This window comes from Lysinibacillus sp. FSL K6-4013 (genome assembly GCF_038630435.1).
Classification (GTDB): domain Bacteria; phylum Bacillota; class Bacilli; order Bacillales_A; family Planococcaceae; genus Lysinibacillus; species Lysinibacillus boronitolerans.
Map to the genome: position 1 here is coordinate 978589 of NZ_CP152031.1, position 22607 is coordinate 1001195.

At 37.5% G+C, this 22607-nt stretch carries 25 protein-coding genes; 18 read left to right on the forward strand and 7 right to left on the reverse strand.

Features of this window, described 5'->3' with window-relative positions; all coding sequences use genetic code 11:
* Window positions 1-6 precede the first annotated feature (6 nt).
* Entirely contained in the window at window positions 7-294 is a 288-nt protein-coding gene (locus tag MHB39_RS04575) for a UPF0223 family protein (protein WP_016992870.1), read from the forward strand.
* A gap of 102 nt (window positions 295-396) precedes the next feature.
* Here the strand turns inward: MHB39_RS04575 and MHB39_RS04580 are convergent, their stop codons facing one another.
* Window positions 397-1023: a DUF1054 domain-containing protein gene (locus MHB39_RS04580; protein ID WP_016992869.1), complete on the reverse strand. Its 627-nt coding sequence runs from the start codon at window positions 1021-1023 to the stop codon at window positions 397-399.
* Between the two features lie 126 nt (window positions 1024-1149).
* Here MHB39_RS04580 and MHB39_RS04585 point away from each other — a divergent pair, with 126 nt between their 5' ends.
* Both MHB39_RS04585 and MHB39_RS04590 read left to right on the forward strand, forming a co-directional pair.
* Window positions 1150-1347, forward strand: coding sequence for a hypothetical protein (locus MHB39_RS04585; protein WP_026023402.1), 198 nt, complete (start codon window positions 1150-1152; stop codon window positions 1345-1347).
* 212 nt (window positions 1348-1559) lie between these two features.
* Entirely contained in the window at window positions 1560-2354 is a 795-nt protein-coding gene (locus tag MHB39_RS04590) for an inositol monophosphatase family protein (protein WP_004224769.1), read from the forward strand.
* A 42-nt stretch (window positions 2355-2396) separates the two neighbouring features.
* On the opposite strand, the gene MHB39_RS04595 is transcribed toward MHB39_RS04590, so the two are convergent.
* Complete coding sequence (locus tag MHB39_RS04595; protein ID WP_016992866.1) at window positions 2397-2582, reverse strand: DUF5325 family protein; 186 nt, start codon at window positions 2580-2582, stop codon at window positions 2397-2399.
* Between the two features lie 138 nt (window positions 2583-2720).
* On the opposite strand from MHB39_RS04595, the gene typA reads away from it, so the two are divergent.
* The 5 genes from typA to MHB39_RS04620 all read left to right on the forward strand — a co-directional run bounded on the left by typA (window position 2721) and on the right by MHB39_RS04620 (window position 7801).
* Window positions 2721-4565: a translational GTPase TypA gene (gene typA, locus MHB39_RS04600; RefSeq protein WP_004224771.1), complete on the forward strand. Its 1845-nt coding sequence runs from the start codon at window positions 2721-2723 to the stop codon at window positions 4563-4565.
* A gap of 30 nt (window positions 4566-4595) precedes the next feature.
* Window positions 4596-4994: a YlaH-like family protein gene (locus MHB39_RS04605; RefSeq protein ID WP_036077070.1), complete on the forward strand. Its 399-nt coding sequence runs from the start codon at window positions 4596-4598 to the stop codon at window positions 4992-4994.
* 258 nt (window positions 4995-5252) lie between these two features.
* On the forward strand, window positions 5253-6245 hold the full coding sequence (locus tag MHB39_RS04610) for an ABC transporter substrate-binding protein (RefSeq protein WP_342545935.1): 993 nt from the start codon (window positions 5253-5255) through the stop codon (window positions 6243-6245).
* Window position 6246: 1 nt separating this feature from the next.
* The gene (locus tag MHB39_RS04615) at window positions 6247-7014 is read left to right on the forward strand and encodes an ABC transporter ATP-binding protein (protein WP_036077074.1); all 768 of its coding nucleotides are present in this window, start codon (window positions 6247-6249) and stop codon (window positions 7012-7014) included.
* Window positions 7007-7801, forward strand: a complete 795-nt coding sequence (locus MHB39_RS04620) for an ABC transporter permease (protein ID WP_016992766.1) — start codon at window positions 7007-7009, stop codon at window positions 7799-7801. Before MHB39_RS04615 ends, MHB39_RS04620 begins: the two co-directional genes overlap by 8 nt.
* Before the next feature lie 55 nt (window positions 7802-7856).
* Here MHB39_RS04620 and MHB39_RS04625 read toward each other — a convergent pair whose 3' ends face one another.
* Complete coding sequence (locus MHB39_RS04625; RefSeq protein WP_004224776.1) at window positions 7857-8060, reverse strand: YlaI family protein; 204 nt, start codon at window positions 8058-8060, stop codon at window positions 7857-7859.
* Between the two features lie 11 nt (window positions 8061-8071).
* Window positions 8072-8572: a hypothetical protein gene (locus tag MHB39_RS04630; RefSeq protein ID WP_036077076.1), complete on the reverse strand. Its 501-nt coding sequence runs from the start codon at window positions 8570-8572 to the stop codon at window positions 8072-8074.
* 182 nt (window positions 8573-8754) lie between these two features.
* Here MHB39_RS04630 and MHB39_RS04635 point away from each other — a divergent pair, with 182 nt between their 5' ends.
* From MHB39_RS04635 to pyc, 3 genes are read left to right on the forward strand one after another with little or no spacing between them, the layout of a single operon-like run.
* Window positions 8755-9036, forward strand: a complete 282-nt coding sequence (locus MHB39_RS04635) for a YlaN family protein (protein ID WP_004224778.1) — start codon at window positions 8755-8757, stop codon at window positions 9034-9036.
* 60 nt (window positions 9037-9096) lie between these two features.
* Window positions 9097-10278, forward strand: a complete 1182-nt coding sequence (locus tag MHB39_RS04640) for an FtsW/RodA/SpoVE family cell cycle protein (RefSeq protein WP_342545936.1) — start codon at window positions 9097-9099, stop codon at window positions 10276-10278.
* Between the two features lie 12 nt (window positions 10279-10290).
* Window positions 10291-13725: a pyruvate carboxylase gene (gene pyc / locus MHB39_RS04645; RefSeq protein ID WP_036077080.1), complete on the forward strand. Its 3435-nt coding sequence runs from the start codon at window positions 10291-10293 to the stop codon at window positions 13723-13725.
* 75 nt (window positions 13726-13800) lie between these two features.
* Here the strand turns inward: pyc and MHB39_RS04650 are convergent, their stop codons facing one another.
* Window positions 13801-14811, reverse strand: a complete 1011-nt coding sequence (locus MHB39_RS04650) for an IS3 family transposase (RefSeq protein ID WP_339280999.1) — start codon at window positions 14809-14811, stop codon at window positions 13801-13803.
* Window positions 14706-15131 (reverse strand): HTH domain-containing protein, encoded by a 426-nt coding sequence (locus MHB39_RS04655; protein WP_058844812.1) that lies wholly within the window; start codon window positions 15129-15131, stop codon window positions 14706-14708. The genes MHB39_RS04650 and MHB39_RS04655 overlap by 106 nt, the downstream gene beginning before the upstream one ends.
* A 189-nt stretch (window positions 15132-15320) precedes the next feature.
* On the opposite strand from MHB39_RS04655, the gene MHB39_RS04660 reads away from it, so the two are divergent.
* Together MHB39_RS04660 and MHB39_RS04665 are read left to right on the forward strand one after the other, a co-directional pair.
* Window positions 15321-15941, forward strand: a complete 621-nt coding sequence (locus tag MHB39_RS04660; RefSeq protein ID WP_036077083.1) for a TetR/AcrR family transcriptional regulator — start codon at window positions 15321-15323, stop codon at window positions 15939-15941.
* On the forward strand, window positions 15934-16122 hold the full coding sequence (locus MHB39_RS04665; protein WP_258859599.1) for a hypothetical protein: 189 nt from the start codon (window positions 15934-15936) through the stop codon (window positions 16120-16122). The genes MHB39_RS04660 and MHB39_RS04665 overlap by 8 nt, the downstream gene beginning before the upstream one ends.
* Before the next feature lie 51 nt (window positions 16123-16173).
* Here the strand turns inward: MHB39_RS04665 and MHB39_RS04670 are convergent, their stop codons facing one another.
* Complete coding sequence (locus tag MHB39_RS04670) at window positions 16174-17097, reverse strand: heme A synthase (RefSeq protein ID WP_016992770.1); 924 nt, start codon at window positions 17095-17097, stop codon at window positions 16174-16176.
* Between the two features lie 336 nt (window positions 17098-17433).
* On the opposite strand from MHB39_RS04670, the gene cyoE reads away from it, so the two are divergent.
* From cyoE to MHB39_RS04695, 5 genes are all read left to right on the forward strand, one after another.
* Entirely contained in the window at window positions 17434-18351 is a 918-nt protein-coding gene (cyoE, locus tag MHB39_RS04675) for a heme o synthase (protein WP_004224785.1), read from the forward strand.
* Between the two features lie 99 nt (window positions 18352-18450).
* Complete coding sequence (gene coxB, locus MHB39_RS04680) at window positions 18451-19539, forward strand: cytochrome c oxidase subunit II (RefSeq protein WP_048394696.1); 1089 nt, start codon at window positions 18451-18453, stop codon at window positions 19537-19539.
* A 40-nt stretch (window positions 19540-19579) separates the two neighbouring features.
* A complete protein-coding gene (ctaD, locus tag MHB39_RS04685; RefSeq protein ID WP_004224787.1) occupies window positions 19580-21463 on the forward strand; it encodes a cytochrome c oxidase subunit I in 1884 nt (627 codons plus the stop codon).
* Window positions 21463-22089, forward strand: a complete 627-nt coding sequence (locus MHB39_RS04690) for a cytochrome c oxidase subunit 3 (protein ID WP_004224788.1) — start codon at window positions 21463-21465, stop codon at window positions 22087-22089. Before ctaD ends, MHB39_RS04690 begins: the two co-directional genes overlap by 1 nt.
* Window positions 22089-22433, forward strand: a complete 345-nt coding sequence (locus tag MHB39_RS04695) for a cytochrome C oxidase subunit IV family protein (RefSeq protein ID WP_004224789.1) — start codon at window positions 22089-22091, stop codon at window positions 22431-22433. Before MHB39_RS04690 ends, MHB39_RS04695 begins: the two co-directional genes overlap by 1 nt.
* Window positions 22434-22607 lie beyond the last annotated feature (174 nt).

Sequence of the window (22607 nt, forward strand, 5' to 3'; positions counted from 1 at the left end):
TGTCGAATGGAATACTCTTATCCGTTTTCAACTGATTGGTCCACAGAGGAGATCGTGGATGTTATTCAATTCTTCGAGGGGATTGAGAAAGCTTATGAAAAGGGCATCAAGCGTGAAGTTATGCTAGCTAAATATCGACGCTTTAAAGAGATTGTTCCTTCCCAAGCAGAGGAAAAATCAATTTTTCGCGAATTTGAAGAGGCGAGTGGCTACATTAGCTATCCTGTTGTAAAACAAACAAAGGAAGCCGAAGATGGGATGATCATAAAAGTTACCCCTAAAAATAGTCGTTAAAAGAGTGGATGTGAGTTAATCTCACATCCACTCTTTATTTTTTTGTGTTAGAAAACGGCATTTTGCATAAACTACATCAATAAAAAGCTTTAATAGCTAATCCTATTTTCCAACAATAACATTGTAAAGAGGAAGTAAGCTGTTAAATGTGTCCTCTATTAATTGATGTAATTCGCTTGCTGTTAGCTTTGTTGCTTGCTCTTTTGGAATATGACGGCCAATTAAGAATTCACCTTTTTTGACATCACGTAGGCGAATAAGTAGTTCTTCAAGCTTATCTTCTTTTGCTACTTCCAGAGAAACGGACTCAGGGGACATATGATCTCCTGACACAATAAAATCATCTGGAAGCTGCTCAATTAATGATTTATGAGCTAGTAAACGCTCAGCCATAACATTTTTTTGAGGCGCTTCATAAATAATAGCTAAGACGATGAATAAATGTGTGTGCCATAGACCAATCTGAAAGTGAGGCAATGATTTATAGCCTCTTTTATAAGGGGCGAAGGCAACCCAGCTATCTTTTGGGGGGTTAACAGTTCTTCGAGCATGTTTAGCCACATGAGGGAAGAATTCTTCACCTAATTGGCTAGAGAAGTATGCAGAGAAATCTTCCCCTAGCTGATTAAATTTTGGACGTACATGTAAATTTAAAGCATCCATTCTCTGTTCTAAACCGTCTATTGTAAAAACCTTAAAGTCTTTGTTTGTCCACTTTATTTTTGGCAATTTTATTTTACTCCTTTCGTTTTATAAGGTTTATTTTACGCTGAATTTGGGAAAAAATCTTATAACAAGAACTTTATCAAATGAGCGAAGTTTTTGTAAAAAAAATAAAAAAAGGAAGTGTTTTTTATGAAACCGTTCGTAAAAATTATACGTAAAGTTGACATTGAAAAGCAATATGAGCACATATTACAATTAGAATTAGATTATGAATTAGCTTCACTTTTTGCAGCAATGAATGAAAAAAATGACATTGAAATTGAAAAAAGTAAAAAACGTCTGGCAGAAATTCAGATGGAACTTGAAAGTTTGCACGCCTATGCGTAATCAAAATCTAATACCCATTTAAAAAATCACTTGCTGAATATTCCGACAGCAGGTGATTTTTATTGTGACAAAGGGTAAAATAGAAATTATATCATAAGGTAGTATTAGCTTTTATATAGCAAAAGTTATGAAGTAGTGGGAAAAGGTATCATACACATACGAGAGCGACCAACATAGATGGCCTTTTCTTATATTCGAAGGGTGGGTTATGAGTGGATTTACAACAAATTGATAAATTTGCAAAAGATATTATTTTTGAAGCTGGGCGACGTATTCGGGAGGCTTTTTCGTATAATCTAGTAATAGAGACAAAATCAGGTGCAAATGACCTCGTTACCAATATTGATCGAGAGACTGAGTTATTCTTTATTGAGCAAATTAAAGCTTTTGATCCAACCCACAAAATCCTAGGGGAAGAAGGAATGGGCGAACAGGTTAAATCGCTAGATGGTGTAGTTTGGATTATTGATCCAATTGATGGCACGATGAATTTTGTCAAACAGCATCGTCATTTTATGATTTCTATAGGTATTTTTGTCAATGGCGTAGGAAAATTAGGTTACATATTTGATGTCATGCGAGAGGATTTATTTAGTGCCATTGAGGGTCAAGGGGCATGGTATAATGATTCACCATTGCGAAAACTACAGTCTGTTACAATGGAAGAGTCTGTCATTGGCATCAATGCACATTGGGTCGCACCTAATCGACATATTCACCATGAAAAGGTGATAGATATGGTTCGTAAAGTTCGCGGTACACGGTCTTATGGCTCTGCGGCAATGGAAATTGCATTTGTTGTTAGCGGCAAATTAGATGCCTATGTCTCTATGCGTTTAGCACCATGGGATATTGCAGGAGGGACCATCATTGCTCAGGAAGTTGGAGCAGTTGCTACAAATCTACATGGTGAAGGCTTTGATTTCCTTCATCAGGATACATTTATTATTGCCAATCCCGCTATTCATAAAGAGTTATTAGAAAAATATATTGTGCCATATGAATAAAAAGGAGCAGTCTATTTACTAGACAGCTCCTTTTTATGTTCTTTAAAGTAATCCTTGCGCACGTAGTTTACGCTTCATTTTAAAGGCTGTCATGAAAATGACACAAGTAGCCACAATACCAGCTATTACACCAAATATACTACTAGCTGCAACAGAGTAGCCGATAGAGCACATTGCTAATACAGCTGCCAATGCATAGATGGCCATTACGATTTTTGCACGATTCATAGCCTAGCCTCCTATATAAAAAATTTGTCGATCAAATATATTTTTTAGAATGATGGAAATTCTAATAAGGACATTTCTATCCTTCTTGTGCTATAATATCACAGTTAAACATTCGAAAAAAGAATATGGAGTGGAATAATGACAAACTTACGTCAAGATCTTCGCAATATCGCAATTATCGCCCACGTTGACCATGGTAAAACTACTTTAGTCGACCAACTATTAAAACAATCAGGTACATTCCGTTCAAACGAACATGTTGAAGAACGTGCAATGGACTCTAATGATATTGAACGCGAACGTGGTATTACAATTTTAGCAAAAAATACTGCAGTAAACTATAACGGAACTCGTATTAACATCCTTGATACGCCTGGACACGCCGACTTCGGTGGTGAGGTAGAACGTATTTTAAAAATGGTAGATGGCGTTTTACTAGTTGTCGATGCGTATGAGGGTTGTATGCCGCAAACACGCTTTGTACTGAAAAAAGCGTTAGAACAAAAGTTAACACCGATTGTAGTTGTAAACAAAGTTGATAAAGACTCAGCTCGTCCATTAGAAGTGGTTGATGAAGTATTAGAATTATTCATCGAGCTAGGTGCTGATGATGATCAATTAGATTTCCCTGTTGTGTATGCATCAGGTGTAAACGGTACAGCTTCTCTTGATGCTGATCCAACAAAACAAGAAGAAAATATGCAATGTCTATTTGAAAAGGTAATTGAAGCAATTCCTGCACCAGTAGACAACTCAGCAGATCCATTACAATTCCAAGTGGCATTACTTGACTACAATGATTATGTTGGTCGTATTGGGATTGGACGCGTATTCCGCGGAACAATTGAAGTAGGACAACAAGTTGCTTTAATGAAGTTAGATGGGACTGTGAAACAATTCCGTGTAACGAAACTATTTGGTTTCTTTGGTTTAAAACGTGAAGAAATCCAATCAGCAAAAGCTGGTGACTTAATTGCTGTTTCAGGTATGGAAGACATCAACGTTGGAGAAACAGTTTGTCCAGTTGAACATCAAGAAGCTTTAACACCATTACGTATAGACGAGCCAACATTACAAATGACTTTCTTAGTGAATAATTCACCGTTTGCAGGTCGTGAAGGGAAATGGGTAACTGCTCGTAAAGTAGAAGAGCGTTTACGTTCACAACTTCAAACAGACGTATCTCTACGTGTAGAAGATACAGATTCACCAGATGCATGGACGGTTTCTGGACGTGGTGAGCTACATTTATCAATTCTTATTGAAAATATGCGCCGTGAAGGCTTTGAGCTACAAGTATCAAAACCTCAAGTTATCATTCGTGAAATTGATGGTGTAAAATGTGAGCCGTTTGAACGTGTACAAATTGATGTGCCAGAAGAAAATGTAGGTTCGGTTATTGAATCGATTGGTACGCGTAAAGGTGAAATGTTAGATATGGTGAACAATGGCAATGGCCAAGTTCGTTTAACTTTCCTTGTTCCAGCTCGTGGTTTAATTGGATATACAACAGAATTCATGTCTATGACTAAAGGTTTTGGTATCATTAACCATACATTCGATTGCTACCAACCATATATTCCAGGACGTATTGGTGGACGTCATCAAGGTGTTCTTGTATCAATGGAAACTGGTAAATCCACAACTTATGGTATGATGCAAGTAGAGGACCGTGGTACACTCTTTGTAGAACCAGGTACTGAAATTTATGAAGGTATGATCGTTGGTGAAAATACACGTGATAATGATATCACTGTAAACATAACAAAAATGAAGCAAAAAACGAATGTTCGTTCTGCGACAAAAGATGCAACAAACGTTATTAAAAAGCCACGTTTATTAACACTAGAAGAAGCATTAGAATTCTTAAATGATGATGAGTATTTAGAAATCACACCAGAATCTATTCGCCTTCGTAAACAAATTCTAGATAAAAATGAACGTGAAAGAATAGCGAAAAAATTAAAAAACGCTGAACAATAATTTTTTGCTTCCATGAAAGGAAGAGGAGTCTTGGATCTGAAGTCCGCTTTATTGGGTGAACTAAATGTTATTCAAGTTGCTGCACAGACAGGTACAGATGAAACAACACGAGTTTATGGGAGAATGGCTGGTATAACTAGATTTTTATATGAAAATTTACCAAGCTATGAAATAGCAGGTTATGTTGTATTTCTTCTTGTATTTGCACTTTCTGCCATTGTCTATAAGCTAGGCTTTGCCAAGAAATTAAAGTTATCTCAAAATATTATTATTTATGCGTTCCTATTTTTAGGGTGTATTATGCTTACGTTCTTTGCCCTATTCTTACCAATGATTGAAGGTCTGATTGTAGCGGCCTTAATTCTAATTGTCTATAAAACAAGATTATGGCGTGAAAAAAGAGAAGAGCAACAAGCTACCAATCAGTAACAATTACGTACTTTATAATAAGAACTTTTTATCTGTTATAAACAGTCTTAGCGGTTTTAATGCTAAGGCTGTTTTTTGTATGTTTCCCCTTGTAGTCAAGCTGAAGAAAACACCCGCACTCATTTTCTCCGAGAGCGCTTTTTAAACCAAGAAGCTCCGTTTTCTACATAAACTAAAAAATGATAGGCACCGAAATCTTCTTATGTGAATAAGTTAATGTCGATAGGCTTATTTTCAACACATCAAGGAGGAAAGGGAATGCGTTGGCTTACAAAAGGTTTATTGTTAGGTGTCATTGCTTTGTTACTCCTTTCTTTGACGGCATGTAATAAAGCAGAGCTAGAAAAAGTCAAAGTAGGAGAAGTAACTCGTTCAATATTCTATGCGCCTCAATATGTAGCACTTGAGAAAGGATTCTTCGAGGAGGAGGGTCTTTCTGTGGAGCTACAAACGATTGCAGGTGGCGATAAAACGATGACGGCGTTACTGTCAGATGGAATTGATATAGCTTTAGTTGGATCGGAGACGTCTATTTATGTCACTTTACAAGGTGCAAATGATCCTATTCAAAATTTTGCACAGTTAACCCAAACGGATGGAACCTTTTTAGTGGCAAGAGATAAGATGGATAATTTTTCGTGGGATCAATTGAAGGGCTCAGCGTTTTTGGGGCAACGTAAAGGTGGTATGCCACAAATGGCAGGTGAATTCGTGCTGAAAAAACATGGCATCAACCCTGTAAATGATTTAACGCTCATTCAAAATATTGATTTTGCCAACATTGCAACTGCTTTTGCATCAGGCACTGGTGACTATGTACAATTATTTGAACCTACTGCGAGTGTCTTCGAGAAAGAAGGGAAAGGTTATATTGTAGCTTCGTTTGGAACGGAGTCTGGTAATCTTCCTTACACGTCCTTTATGGCAAAAAGTAGTTATTTAAAGGATGAAGCTTCAACTGTTCAAGCTTTTACAAATGCATTACAACGAGCACAGGATTATGTGCAAAATGAGAGTGCTGCTGAAGTAGCAAAGATTATTCAACCATATTTTGAAAATGTAGATATAGAGATAATTGAAACTGTAATTGAGCGATATAAAGCACAAGGCTCTTATGCTACTGACCCAATCCTTGATGAAGGAGAGTGGGATAACTTGCAAACAATTATGGAGGAAGCAGGTGAACTTCCTCAACGAGTGGAGTATGAAAAACTTGTGAATACTACCTTTGCTAAAAAGGCTGCTGAGTAATATGGAATTTTTACAGCTAGAGAATATTCACCATAGTTATTTTTCAAGTACACAGGCAAAGGAAGTATTACGTGATATCAGTTTAGCCATTCATGAAGGAGAGTTTGTTTCGTTTATTGGTCCGAGTGGCTGCGGAAAAACCACATTATTATCAATTATTGCAGGATTATTCCCTGCCACTGAAGGCAATGTTTATATAGATGGTGAAAAGCTATCAGCAAATAATCAATCTAGCATTGGCTATATGCTTCAGCAGGACTATTTATTTCCTTGGAAGACCATTGAGGAAAATGTCACAATTGGCTTGAAGATAATGGAGAAAAGTCATAAAACACATAAAGTAACGGCCAACGCATTATTACAGGAAGTAGGATTACCGCATGTGGGGAACAATTATCCTCGAGAATTATCAGGAGGTATGCGGCAACGTGTCGCCCTTGCTCGTACCTTAGCTGTAAATCCTAAAATTTTATTATTAGATGAACCATTTTCTGCATTAGATTATCAGTCGAAATTAAAGCTTGAGGATTTAGTGGTGGAAACATTAAAAACTTATAAAAAGACTGCTATTCTTGTGACACATGATATTGGCGAGGCAATCGCGATGAGTGAGCGTGTAGTTCTATTTTCTGCAAACCCAGGGACAGTTCACAAGGTGTTTGAAATACCTAAAGCTCTTAGTGAGCTATCACCTTTTGATGTAAGACAGCATCCAGCCTATGCAGATATTTTCCAAACGATTTGGAAGGAGCTGGAGAGCCTTGGATAATACATTATTTAAGCAATATCAGCAATTGTTAAAAAGAGAAAAACGCTATGTTCGAGTATATCAGCTTATTATTTTATTGCTATTCTTTGGTGGATGGGAGCTGCTTTCACGATTAGAATGGATTGATCGTTTAATTTTTAGCTCGCCAACGCATGTATGGCATACATTTATTGAAAAAGTAAGTGATGGTTCTTTAACATTGCATGTGAGTGTTACATTAATGGAGACCGTAATTGGCTTTTTAGCGGGGACATTATTAGGAACATTGATAGCTATTGTCTTGTGGTGGTCCCCGTTACTATCAAAAGTACTTGATCCATATTTAGTAATTTTAAATGCGATGCCAAAAGTTGCACTGGGTCCGATTTTGATTGTTGCACTTGGCCCAGGCTACTTTTCCATCATAGCGATGGGTGCATTAATATCCATCATCATTACAACAATTGTAGTATATACGGCATTTAAAGGAGTCGATCCAAATTATAGTAAGGTTTTACAAACATTTGGAGCGACCAGATGGCAAATCTTTCGTGAGGTCATTTTGCCAGCCTCATTTCCTACGATCATTTCAACCCTGAAAGTGAATGTTGGCTTATCATGGGTAGGGGTTATTGTAGGGGAATTTTTAGTAGCTTCAAAAGGACTTGGCTATTTAATTATCTATGGCTTCCAAGTATTTAATTTTAACCTTGTCCTTATGTCACTTCTGATCATTGCCTTTTTTGCTACTATTATGTATCAAGTTGTAGAATTAGTTGAAAAAACGATTATTAAAAATAATGGATAGTAGAGAAAAAGAGGTGTCTCAAAATAGAGGCACCTCTTTTAAAGCTGTTCTTTAGTTAAAATTCTTTATCCATCTGTGGTGACGTACGATAAAAACGGAAATTGCCTGTTTCCATTCGTGCGACAGTATTTTCCGAAATGCGATCATGACAAATATTGCACATATAAGTATGAATTGGTCGATTACGCAATTTTTTCGCTAAAGGTAAATTATCATCTAAATTATGAATCGTATCGCAAATAACGCATTTAACGCGCATTGCATTCCCTCCTATTCAGCGCGGATGGCTGATACGTTTTTAATAGGATTGTCAATATTTGAACCGTCTCTTAGTAATACATGGATTGGACCATCTTCTAAAAGAGGCTTCCCGTCTTGGCTATATTTTAAAATAAGTGTATAAGCTTCTTCAATTGTGAAAGGATATTCTTGACCATCTTTGCAAGTTAAGACGATTTTTGTCGCTTCAGGTTTAATTTCAGCATTCTTCAAGAAATGACTTAATTCGATACCGAATGTACCTGTCTCCATGCCTTTACGGTCAAATTTCCTCTCTGATTTTAATGTAGGTGGGAATGTTGCTCCTTCCATAATTTCACGTGACCAGTGTGCCCCTACTTCACGCATATATTTGACGTCAGCATCTTCCTCAACATTTTGAGTAGTGAAGTAAGTGTTTAAATCTAATTTACGATCATCAAAAATCCACACAGTAGGATCTAATGTTAGTTGGTATGTGACTGCACCTGTGATAGGAATTATTGTTTCCATAATAGAAATCCTCCTCAAATCTTGTATATCCATGACATAGTATAACGCTAATGCCTAGAGATAATAAAGAAATATAATTCGAATTCTCTATTTTCCAATGAAGACACTTGCATTTTTATCGACTAAAAGATAAACTTTATTAAGATAGAATCGAAGAAATATCAGATAATGGGGGCGTCCTCATGGATACGAAATCACAAACTTCTTTTCAAGAGAAGGCTTTGGAGCTATTAGTTGCTGATGCAGATAAGATTGCTCGCCTTATTCGAGTACAAATGGATCACTTAACAATGCCACAATGCCCTTTATATGAGGAAGTATTAGATACACAAATGTTCGGCCTGTCACGTGAAATTGACTTTGCTGTGAAGCTTGGATTAATTGAACGTGAAAAAGGCAAAGAAATTCTCGATTCACTCGAGAAGGAACTTTCTGTACTACACGACGCGTATACAGACAAATAAAAAGAAAAACTCAAACGCTTTTTTGCGCTTTGAGTTTTTTTACTAGAACGAGGTTTTCCAATGAGACAATACTTAAAACGTTATGCACAAAATTTTGATTACCCCTTATTTTTTACGGTCCTATTATTAAGTTTATTTGGATTAATTATGATTTACAGTTCAAGTATGATGGTTGCTATTGTTCAAAAAGGTCAAGCACCTGATTATTTTTATCAAAAGCAAGTGACCAATTTAATGGTGGCACTTCTTGGCTTTATCCTTACAGCATTTTTCCCATATAAGCATTATGCGAATAAGAATATTATGTTATTGCTAACTGTTGTGTTAGTTGTGTTATTTACATGGGTAAAAGTAGCAGGTAATGGGGCAGAGGAAGTAGGTTCTCAAAGTTGGATTGCTATTCCAGGGTTAGGGAATTTTCAACCTTCAGAGTATGCGAAACTATTTATAATTTTATATTTTGCAGCTGCTTTTTATCGAAAAGCGCAAAAATATACGTTTGAAAAGCTACAACCTACTGAAATTTTTTACCCAATTTTTCTATGGATTTTAGTGGTTGCTGGGGTAGCCTTTGAAACAGACTTAGGAGCAGTGATTATTCTATGTGGTATTGCTGTTTCAGTTGTTGCTTCAAGTGGTATTCCATTTAAAACATTTTGGAAGTTTTTTGGTGTATTAGGTGCATTTGGTACAGCCATTCTTGGTATTCTATGGATATTTAAGGGAGAGCTACTAACAGGAAATCGAAAAGGACGGATATTGTCTTACTTAAATCCGTTTGAGTATGAGGATGGTAGTGGTCACCAAGTGGTGAATAGTTATTATGCCATTGGCGGAGGCGGCTTAGAAGGGCGTGGCCTTGGTCAATCCATTCAAAAATTAGGATACTTGCCTGAACCACAAACAGATTTTATTATGGCAATCATAATGGAAGAGCTAGGGATTTGGGGCGTTTTAATTGTCTTAGGTGGTTTGGGATTTATTGTATATAAAGGTTTTTCTATTGCATTACGAACAAAAGATCCATTGGCACGCATGATTGCGGCTGGCATTGCGAGCTGGATAGGCTGGCAATCGTTTATTAATCTTGGGGGTGTAACCGGGTTAATCCCGTTAACCGGTGTAACGTTACCTTTTATAAGCTATGGCGGTACATCTATAATCATTCTATCTTTAGCGATGGGAATATTAATCAATGTTTCTATGTTTGAAAAGGTAGAGAGGAAAAAAACACAATCATAAAGGGGGATACCTATGGAATCAATCAACAAAATTCTCGTAGCCAATCGAGGAGAAATTGCAATTCGTATTTTCCGTGCCTGTACGGAGCTGAATATCCAAACTGTTGCCATCTATTCAAGAGAAGATAGTGGTGCTTTTCATCGCTTTAAAGCAGATGAAGCTTATTTAGTGGGAGCTGGCAAGAAACCAATCGATGCTTATTTAGATATTGAAGGTATTATTGCCATCGCAAAAGATGCAGATGTTGATGCGATTCATCCAGGGTATGGTTTTTTATCAGAGAACGTGGAATTTGCACGTCGCTGTGAGGAAGAGGGTATTGTCTTTATCGGACCAACTTCTCAGCATTTAGATATGTTTGGAGATAAGGTCAAAGCACGGTCTCAAGCCATTGCGGCTGAGATTCCTGTTATTCCTGGTACAGATGGCCCAGTAGCCGATCTAGCAGAGGTAGAGACGTTTGCTAGCAATTATGGCTATCCAGTTATGATTAAGGCAGCACTTGGCGGTGGTGGTCGAGGGATGCGTCTAGTCCATGCGCCAGAGGATCTTGCTTCTTCCTATGAAAGAGCAAAATCAGAGGCAAAGGCTGCTTTTGGTTCCGATGAAGTGTATGTAGAAAAAGCAATCATAAAGCCAAAACACATTGAAGTACAAATTATTGGCGATAAACATGGTAATATTGTGCATTTATATGAGCGTGATTGCTCAATTCAGCGTCGTCATCAAAAAGTGGTGGAAATTGCGCCATCTCATTCGATTTCACAAGAGTTAAGAAATCGTATTTGCGATGCTGCTGTGAAATTAATGAAGAATGTCTCGTACATAAATGCAGGGACAGTGGAATTTTTAGTCGCAGGAGACGATTTTTATTTCATCGAGGTAAACCCTCGCATCCAAGTAGAACATACAATTACAGAAATGATTACAGGTGTCGATATCGTCCATGCCCAAATTAAGGTAGCGGCAGGCTATGAACTACACAGTGAAGAAATTCATATGCCAAAGCAAGAAGATATGCCAATGATTGGCTATGCCATTCAGGCCCGTGTGACAACAGAAGACCCTGCAAATGACTTTATGCCAGATACAGGAAAATTAATGGTTTACCGTTCAAGTGGTGGTTTTGGCGTGCGGTTAGATGCTGGAAATGGATTCCAAGGCGCTGTTGTAACACCATACTATGACTCTTTGTTAGTAAAGATTTCAACATCGGGCATGAACTTTAAAGAAGCTGCAGCGAAAATGGATCGTAATTTGAAGGAATTCCGTATTCGTGGCGTTAAAACGAATATCCCGTTTTTAAACAATGTTGTAACACATGAGAAATTTTTATCAGGTGCCTTTGATACTAGCTTTATTGATACAACGCCAGAGCTTTTCGAGTTCCCTGTGCGTAAAGACCGTGGAACAAAGCTGTTAAGCTATATAGGGAATGTGACCTTAAATGGCTTCCCAGGTGTAGAGAAGAAGTCAAAACCTATCTTTGCTCAGCCGAACCAGCCTAAAATTGATCCTTTAATTGTACCACCAGCAGGTACGAAGCAGATTTTAGATACACAGGGAGCAGATGGCTTAGTGCAGTGGATTTTAGCACAGGAAGACGTACTACTAACTGATACTACATTCCGCGATGCCCACCAATCTCTCCTTGCAACACGTGTTCGTTCACAGGATATGTATCAAATTGCAGATGCAACAGCTCGCATGATGCATCAGTTATTCTCGCTGGAAATGTGGGGCGGGGCAACATTTGACGTAGCCTATCGTTTCTTAAAAGAGGACCCATGGGAGCGCCTAGAGAAACTGCGTGAGCAAGTACCTAATGTCTTGTTCCAAATGTTACTGCGTGGAGCTAATGCCGTTGGTTACACGAATTACCCTGATAATCTAATCCGAGAATTTATCGCTGAATCGGCTTCATCAGGAATTGATGTATTCCGTATTTTCGATAGTTTAAACTGGATTAAAGGTATGGAAGTGGCGATTGATGCAGTGCGTCAATCAGGAAAAATTGCTGAAGCGGCCATCTGTTATACAGGCGACATTTTGGATGATAGTCGAGCGAAATATTCGGTGCAATATTATAAGGATATGGCGAAGGAGCTAGAGCTAGCTGGTGCACATATTTTAGCGATTAAAGATATGGCTGGTTTACTGAAGCCAGAAGCGGCCTATCGTTTAATTTCCGAGTTAAAAGAGACGACAAGTCTGCCAATCCATTTGCATACGCATGATACAAGCGGCAATGGGATTTACTTATATGCTAAAGCCATTGAAGCAGGTGTAGATATTATCGATACAGCGCTTGGATCTATGGCGGGCTTAACATCTCAGCCAAGTGCAAATTCCTTGTACTATGCGATGAAGGGGAGTAAACGAGAAGTACGTGCGGATATTGATTCTTTGGAAAAATTATCGTACTACTGGGAAGATGTTCGTAAATACTATAAAGATTTCGAAAGTGGCATGATTAGCCCGCATTCTGAGATTTACGTGCATGAGATGCCTGGTGGCCAATATAGTAACTTACAGCAGCAAGCAAAAGCGGTAGGGCTTGGTGATCGTTGGGAAGAAGTAAAACGTATGTATTCCCGTGTAAATCTACTGTTTGGTGATATTGTCAAAGTGACACCATCCTCCAAGGTGGTAGGAGATATGGCTTTATTTATGGTGCAAAATGACTTAGACGAAAATACGGTCTTAACAAGAGGGAAAACAATTGACTTCCCAGATTCTGTGATTGAATTCTTCCAAGGTTATCTTGGACAGCCACATGGCGGGTTCCCAGAGGCATTACAACAAGTAGTGTTAAAAGATCGCGAAGCAATTACAGTTCGTCCAGGAGAATTATTAGAGCCTATTCAGTTTGATCAATTAGAGGCTGTGCTAGAGGAAAAGTTAAATCGTCCTGTTACGAAAAAGGATGTTCTGGCTTATGCTCTTTATCCAAAAGTCTTTGAGGAGTATGCGAAAACAGCAGAATCCTTCGGTAATATTTCAGTTCTTGACACACCAACATTCTTATATGGCTTAAAGCTTGGAGAAATTATTGAAGTCGAAATAGAAAAAGGGAAAACATTGATTATTAAACTCGTTTCAATCGGGGAACCACAACACAATGGAACACGTGTCCTTTACTTTGAGCTCAATGGACAATCGCGTGAATTGGTGATTCAAGATATGACTGTTGAGGTTGATGGCAATTTAGCATTAAAAGCCGATCCAAGCAATCCAAACCAAATCGGCGCTACAATGCCAGGTACTGTGTTGAAAGTTGTTGTTTCTAAAGGTAGTCCTGTTAAACGTGGAGATCACCTGTTAATTACAGAAGCGATGAAAATGGAAACAACTGTTCAAGCACCTAAAGACGGCATTGTAAAAGAGGTATATGCAAGTGCAGGAGATGCCATTTCAACAGGCGATCTATTAATTGAAATTGAATAGATAGTCTTAAAAAAGGTTATTAGATACTTTTATTAGTATAAAATGTACCCTTTGTAAAGGACATTTTGAAAAAGGTTAGGCAACTTCTTGAAGCTGCTGTCTGTATTTTGCAGGCGGCAGCTTTTTTAAATTCCATTGCCCTCGATAATGATTGTAGTAAATCATATAACTCTTAATTTCTTTCTTTACTTCTTCTAACGTTTCACATGCTCTAATAGTTGTTTCATCTTTAAAATGCCCAAAGAACGATTCTTGTGGCGCATTATCCCAACAGTTTCCTCGACGTGACATGGACTGTCCTAAGCCAATTTTCTTCACTAAGGCTCGGAATTTTGGATTCGTATAGTGGAAACCTTGATCCGAATGGATAAAGGCATCCTCCCTTAAATGCCGATGTTTCTTTAATTTATGTAACGTATTGAGCGCAATTTCTATACCCAATGTAGAGGATACTTCATACGCTAAAATTTCATTTGTTTCGGCGTCTTTTATCGTTGATAAATAAGCACGTTTACCGCCTCCATATGTTAAATATGTGATGTCGGTTAGTAATACTTTTCCTGCCACACCTTGCTTGAAGTTGCGCTGTAAATTGTTAGGGCATATACGGTGTTCCTTCGTTGCTTTTGCCATACGACGCGCTGGATTGGCTTTTCGAATGGGACAGATAATATTAAACTTTTTCATAATGCGACGGATACGCTTAAGGTTGTACGTAATTTCATATTGGTTTTCTAGTGTCATTTTTATTTGACGTGCGCCTTTCTTTCGTCCTCGGAAATGAAAGGCCTTTAAAATGACTTCTTTCACCACTTCATCTTCTTCATTCTGTTTTTGACGAGTTAAGACAGCTTCTTCTCTAAAATAGCGATAGTAGCCTGAGCGTGAAACCTTTGCCATTTCACAAAGATATCGTACCATCCGTTTTAATTGATATTTTTCAATAATTTGATGGATTAACTCAAATTTTTGTGTAGTACTTATTTTGATTGCTTCCTTATCAGCTGCCTTTCGAGTTGATCTAGCTTTTTTAAAAATTCGTTTTCTGCTTCTAACAATTTCATCTTCGCCTCTAAGCGGGCGTATTTTTCTTCTATACTTAATTCGCGTTCTAAAGGGCGACCTGAAGCATGTTTTCTGGCATCTTCTAAGCCTGTAAGCCCATGCTCTTTATAAGCTGTACGCCAACGATTCGAAGCTCTCCGAATACGAGCTGGACCAAGGGCTTCAATGTCAAAACCCGCCTCAAAAAAGATTTCACTTGGATATTTTCCTTTATCGTATTCATCAATAAAAAATTCTTTAAATTCATCTGTATAAGTAATGGCTTTCGCGCTTACTGTTTTGACGTATGGATTTAATTTTAATTGTGCCTGTTGTTGTTCCGAAAAAAATTTTTTAGTCATACAATCTACCACCGCTCGTTTTTTCTTCATTATAAATAAAAATACCCTATAAGATGACCTTTTTGAAAGTGTCTATCTTATAGGGTACATTTTAGTATCTACATAACCTTTTTTATTGTGTTTAAGCGATAAATCATATAAAATTTGATTACTTAATCAAAAAAATGTTCGACCAATCAGGAGGGGTCTATGGATAGCAGTAAAAATACCTTTATTCAGGAAGCAAGAAAGCAGCAAATTATTGAAGCTACGATAACGACACTTGATGATATTGGCTATGTAAAGGCGAGTCTAGCACAAATTGCTAAACGTGCTTCTATTAGCACAGCATTAATTTCTTATCATTTTGTAGATCGACAAGATTTAATCAACCAAAGTCTCCAAGCACTGATTGAGCAATCCACAACTTTTATTTTGACAAAAACATATACTGCCAGTGACCCTGTCACACAATTAGCAAACTTCATAGAGGCAAGCATTGCTTATCAAGCAACACACCCAAAAGAAAATGCAGCATTATTAGAAATTGTCTTCAACGCTCGAACTGAACAAGACATCCCTTACTATAAACTGCCAGATGAAGAGGAAGATCCACTATTGAAGGCATTATGTAATATTTTAGAAGATGGAAAAAAACAGGGGACATTTAGTGTTCGCTCTGTCGATGTAATGGCAAAAGTAATTCAAGGAGCGATTGGTGAATACATGCTTATAGGGGGACCGCTTGCTATTGCGGCAGAGGATTACAGTCTCGAAGTAACAAATATTATATGGACAGCAATGAAAGTAGAGGGGCCAAAAAATGCTTAAAGCACTATTTAACTGGATGTTAGTCATAGGTTTAATTTTATTAGGAGGCCGTCTCGTAACGCTAATTTGTCGATATTTCGACATTCCTTTTACAACATTTTTTAAAGATTATGCTTTTGTATCCATGATTATTTTAATTGTTGGGATTATAGGGACTGAAGCTATGAAGAAACAAAAATAGTCATAGAAAAAAGATTCGACACATCGTTGGTGGCGAATCTTTTTTAATGGGCTATTTCTTTTTCTCATTATAATTACTTCGAGCGACTAGCATGATCATATAGCATAATAAACCGAATAAAAGGGAAATAAATAATGAATGCAGTAAAGCTACCGTTAAATTCAGTTTAGTAAGGACTACTAACATACCTGCAATAACTTGTAAAACTACTATTGTAAAGGCAATTATCCATCCATAGTATATAACACGTTGATGTTTATATTCCTTTACAGCATGCCAAGTTATGTATGCAATCCAAATGAAAATAATAAGAACTGCTAATCGATGTCCCATTTGCACCCATTCATACATATTATTCGGCGGTGCGAAAGGTGTTTCATTATAGCAAAATGGCCAATCGGGACAAATTAAGCTCGAATCTGTATGACGAACTAGCGCCCCAGTATAAACGACTAAATAAGAATAAATTGTGACAGCAATTGTATGCCAACGTAACTTTTTACCGATAAATACGTTATCAGCATCAAATTTCCGATCGACTTCAAATACAATCATAGAGAGAAGAAGAACCGCGGCAAAGGAAATAAGAGATATCCCAAAATGTAGTGCTAAGATGAAATCACCTTGCCCCCATAATACTTGAGCTGCTCCAATAAGAGCTTGCGCGATTAAGAAAAACATTGCTAAGAAACCTAATAGCTTTACTTCACGAATATGTCCGAGCTTACGCCATGTCCAAACGGTTAACACAAGAATTGAAATAGATACAACTCCTGTTACGAGACGATGTGAGAATTCAATAAGGACTTCTGGTGTAATCTCCTTTGGAATAAGAGATCCATTGCAATCAGGCCAGTTTCGACCACAGCCTAGGCCACTATCTGTTTTGGTAACGAGAGCCCCACCTAGTAATATAAGGAGCATCCCTACTGTAGCGGCAACAGCAAACCACTTCAAATACCTGTTGTGTTGCATAAAATGAGTCACCTACTTTATCTATCAACATTACAAGAACGTAATGTTTCTGCTACTAGATAATATCGAAAATACGTATAAAAAACAACTTGTAAAGAGAAGGGACTACTAGATGTCGATTCCATTTCACAAATTGTTCATAATTTCGTGCTTTAACCTTCACAATTCATTTTAGAAAATGTTTTACTATAGATATGTTGTTTTTAATTATATTTCTAGACAAAGCTAATTTTTACAACTTCATCTAAATTTCACTTAATGTCTAGAAATCAATCGCAAATTTCGCTATAGTTATTGTTAGCGGAATATGCTTACAAAAATGAAAGGAGAGGTATTATGTCAAACGGTCGTACACTGGCGGCTACTAGAAATACTGGTCCAGAAACAACATCTGTTGTAAAAGATTTCTTAGCACTAATAAAAATTGGAATCGTTAACTCGAATCTTGTCACAACGTTTACAGGGATGTGGCTGGCTTTTCAGTTTACTAGTAGACATTTCTTGCAAGAGCTTGATGTCATATTTTACACCATGCTGGGTGCGGCATTAATCATTGGTGGCTCAGGTGCAATGAATAATTTCATAGATCAGGATATAGATCCTATCATGAAAAGAACAAAGGCAAGACCGACAGTGACAGGCAGATTTAAGCCAAACTTTGTGTTGACCATTGCCCTCTCATTTTTAATTGTAGGTGAAATTTTGTTATTTGCGGCATCGTTTGCAGCCGGCATGTGGGGACTAGTAGGAATATTTGCTTATGTCGTTCTGTATTCAATGTGGTCAAAGAGGAAGCATGTTAGTAACACGGTTGTAGGTAGTATTTCGGGGGCTATTCCTCCTGTTATTGGATTCGCAGCGATTGAGCCCGCCTTAGGTCCAGGAGCACTAGCCTTATTCCTTATTATGTTTGCATGGCAACCACCACATTTCTATGCGCTTGCCATGAAACGGACTGAGGAATATCGTGCAGCTAAAATACCAATGCTACCTGTTATAAAGGGATTTAAACGTACAAAGTACTCAATGTTATTCTGGATTCTTTTATTATTACCGTTACCTTTCCTTTTAACAGAGCTTGGAATTGGCTTTTTAACTCTTGCTACTGCATTGAACTTGGGTTGGTTAATACTAGCTCTGAAAGGCTTTACAACAAAAGATGATATGAAATGGGCAAATAAAATGTTTATTTATTCGTTGAATCATATGACCATACTATTTGTAGCCATCATAATATTTGCGGTGTTTAGCTAAAGTTAGGGATTCTTTCTTTTTATAAGAATTCATATAGACAGAACTGATGTCCTAGGTACACATGAAAATACAACAAAGAAAGAGGGGTTTAATTAAGCTATGATGAAAGGGCTTAAAAAATGGCGTCTTTTTTCACTTCTAGCAGTGATGATGGTTTTCCTTTCAGGTTGTGGTGAAGATTATCTTTCTACACTAAAACCATCTGGAGAAGTAGGTAAACAACAATTGAATTTATTACTGTTAACTACTGTAATTATGACGCTAGTAGTAGTAATAGTATCCGTTATCTATTTACTTGCATTCCTAAAATACCGTCGTGCACGCGTGGGTGAAAATGTTATCCCTAAGCAAGTAGAGGGTAGTCATACTTTAGAAGTGATTTGGACAGTTATTCCGATTATTTTATTATTAATTATCGCTGTACCAGTTGTTACAACTACTTATAAATTTGCAGATGTTGCTGCAATGGATGAGGTAGATGAAGAAGGGAACAAAACAGCCCTAACAATCAATGTAACGGCAAAATTATACTGGTGGGAATTCGAATATCCTAACCAAGGTATCGTAACGGCTCAAGAGCTAGTGGTACCAACAGGTGAAAAAGTTTACTTTAATTTAAAAGCTGCCGATGTTAAGCACTCATTCTGGATTCCTGCTGTAGGCGGTAAAATGGATACAAACGTGGAAAACTTAAACAAATTCTACTTAGTATTCGATAAAGAATCAAAAGATCTTAAAGATGGCGTATTTTATGGAAAATGTGCTGAATTATGTGGACCTTCACATGCTTTAATGGACTTTAAAGTAAAAACATTAAGCCCAGATGCATTTGATGCATGGGTTGATGCAATGAAAGCAACTGAAGGACAAACTGCTGACAAAGCTTCAACTGATCTTGGTGAAGCAACTTTTGCTAATAGCTGCTTAGGCTGTCATGCTATCTCTGGTTCAGGAGCAGGCGGTACACCAGGTCCAAACTTAACTACGTTTGGTGACCGTAACCGTGTTGCTGGTTTCTTAGAGCATAATGAAGAAAGCTTAAAAGCTTGGATTAAAAACCCTGAGGAATTTAAACCAGGTAACTTAATGATGAATGCTGATGGCACTGCGCCTATTTACGGTAATTTATCTGATGAAGAAATTGAAGCTCTTGCAACTTACATCATGGGCTTATCAGTAGAAAAATAATTTTCGTTCTATGTAACAAATTTTGAGGGAGGTAAAAGTTGTGAGCTCATACACACAGAAAAAGGGCTTTGGAGCAGCTGTCTGGGATTACATCACTACTGTCGACCATAAAAAGTTAGCAGTGATGTATTTATTAGCCGGTACATTGTTCTTCGCTATCGCTGGTTTTGAAGCATTATTAATGCGTATTCAATTAATGAAACCAAATAATGATTTCGTATCAGCTGGTTTTTTCAATGAATTATTAACAATGCACGGAACAACAATGTTATTCCTAGCTGCTACGCCACTACTATTCGCATTTATGAACATGCTTGTACCATTACAAATTGGTGCGCGTGACGTTGCATTCCCGTTCCTTAACTCATTAGGGTTCTGGTTATTCTTCCTAGGTGCAGTATTCCTTCACCTGTCATTCTTTATGGGTGGCGCTCCTGATGCGGGCTGGACTTCTTATGCATCATTATCTTTATACTCTCCAGGACATGGTATTGATTTCTATGTACTTGGTTTACAAATTTCAGGGGCAGGTACTTTAATTTCAGGTCTTAACTTTATCGTTACGATTATTACAATGCGTGCTCCAGGTATGACATTTATGCGTATGCCATTATTCACTTGGACTGCTCTTGTATCAAGTGCCTTAATTTTATTCGCATTCCCTCCATTAACAATTGGTTTATTAATGATGTTATTTGACCGTATGTTCGGTGGTAACTTCTTTGACCATACAATGGGTGGTAACACAGTAATTTGGGAACACTTATTCTGGATCTTCGGACACCCAGAGGTTTATATCTTAGTATTACCAGCATTTGGTTTATTCTCTGAGATCATTCCAGCGTTCTCTCGTAAACGTCTATTCGGATACTCTTCAATGGTATTCGCTACAATTTTAATTGGTTTCTTAGGGTTCATGGTTTGGGCTCACCATATGTTTACAGTTGGTCTTGGGCCAACAGCAAACGCAATCTTCGCTGTTGCAACAATGGCAATTGCGGTTCCAACAGGTATGAAAGTATTCAACTGGATCCTAACTATTTGGGGTGGGTCAATTAAAGTTACAACTCCAATGCTTTATGCACTTGGATTTATCCCGTCATTCGTTGCGGGTGGTGTTACAGGGGTAATGCAAGCATCTGCACCTCTTGACTATCAATTACACGATTCTTACTTTATCGTTGCTCACTTCCACTACGTAATCGTTGGTGGTATTGTTACAGCACTATTTGGTTCAGCGCACTTCTACTGGCCAATTTTCTTCAACCGTATGTTAAACGAAACGCTTGGTAAGATTACTTTCTGGGTATTCTTTATCGGATTCCATTTAACATTCTTCCTTCAACATTTCTTAGGTTTGATGGGTATGCCACGTCGTGTATTCACTTACATGGAAGGTCAAGGTTGGGATCAATTCAACTATATCTCTACAATCGGTGCATTAATGATGGGTGTAGGGGTTATCTTAATGGTAATCAACTGCTTAATGTCTATTAAGGGCAAACCAGCAGGACGCGACCCATGGGGCGATGGACGTACTTTAGAATGGTCAATTCCACAACCAATTCCATTCTATAACTTCCGTCAAACACCACTTGTTCGTGGTTTAGATCCATGGTGGATTGAAAAGCAAGAAGGTAATAAAGAAGTTACATTTGCTGAGCCACTAGGTGATATCCATATGCCAAATAACTCAGCGATTCCATTCGTTATTTCATTAGGTATGTTTATTGCAGCATTTGGTGCACTTTACAATCCAGACGCAGATAAACCATGGTCTATCTATGTATTAATCATTGGTTTAGCAATTACATTTGGTGCGATGATTGCCCGTTCTGTTAAAGACGATCATGGCTTCCATTTACACAAAGAAGAAATTCTTGAAATTGAAGAACATCTTTACGGCAAAGGAGGAAATAAATAATGGATTTCAATACTAAATTTACTCCTCATACTTGGCCAGATCATCCTGAACAAGCTACGATGGAAGGTAAAAATAAAGTCGTTGGTTTCTGGATTTTCCTTGCCTGTGAAGTTGTACTTTTCGCAAGTTTATTCGCTACTTATTTAGCGCTTAAGAACAAAGGGCCAGCTGGCATGGAGTTCACAACTCAAGGTTTATTTGAATTACCATTAGCATTTGCTATGACGATGTTATTATTAACATCATCATTAACATCTGTTTATGCAATTTACCATATGCGTAACTTTAACTTTAAAGGTATGCAAACTTGGTTAGCGATTACATTAGCTTTAGGTCTTGGATTCTTAGCACTTGAAATCTATGAGTTCAACCACTATGTGCACCTTGGTTTTACATTTAACCAATCTGCATTCGCAACAGCTTTCTATTCTTTAGTTGGTACACACGGTTTCCACGTAACTTTAGGTCTTGTATGGATTGGTACTTTAATGATCCGTAATGCTAAACGTGGATTAAACCTGTACAATGCACCTAAATTCTTCGTAGCTGCTTTATATTGGCACTTTATCGACGTAGTTTGGGTATTTATCTTCACAGTAGTTTACTTGATGGGAGTGATCGGATAATGTCTTCACACGATACACCTATAGTTGCTAAGTCTCAAGCACAGTATGAGTATGATCGTCATCATAATGCCGTTCATATGCGTAAACAAGTAATCAACTTTGCGATTATGATTTTCTTCACTTTTATCGCATTCGCAGTAGTTGCAGCTGATTTTTCTAAATACTTAATTATGCCATTCGTATTATTATTGGCTGGCGTTCAAGTTGTACTTCAACTTTATTCTTTCATGCACTTAGAAGACAAAAAAACGCACTTTGGTGGCGTTATTGGATTCTTCATGTGGATGGGAATCTTAATCGCATTTACATTCTTCTTAGCATTTTTAACAATCATTTGGTGGTAATCACCAAAAAAGCACGTTCGTTATTTTGTACGAACGTGCTTTTCTTATGTTTTGAAGTTATTAAGGTATCAAAAGAGGCAAACGCTGTTAAACTTAACATTTGTTCACCTTTCGTTCATTGCAGTATAGCTGTAAGCGTTTTATAATAGGAGTACTGAAGTTTAAAGGAGTGCG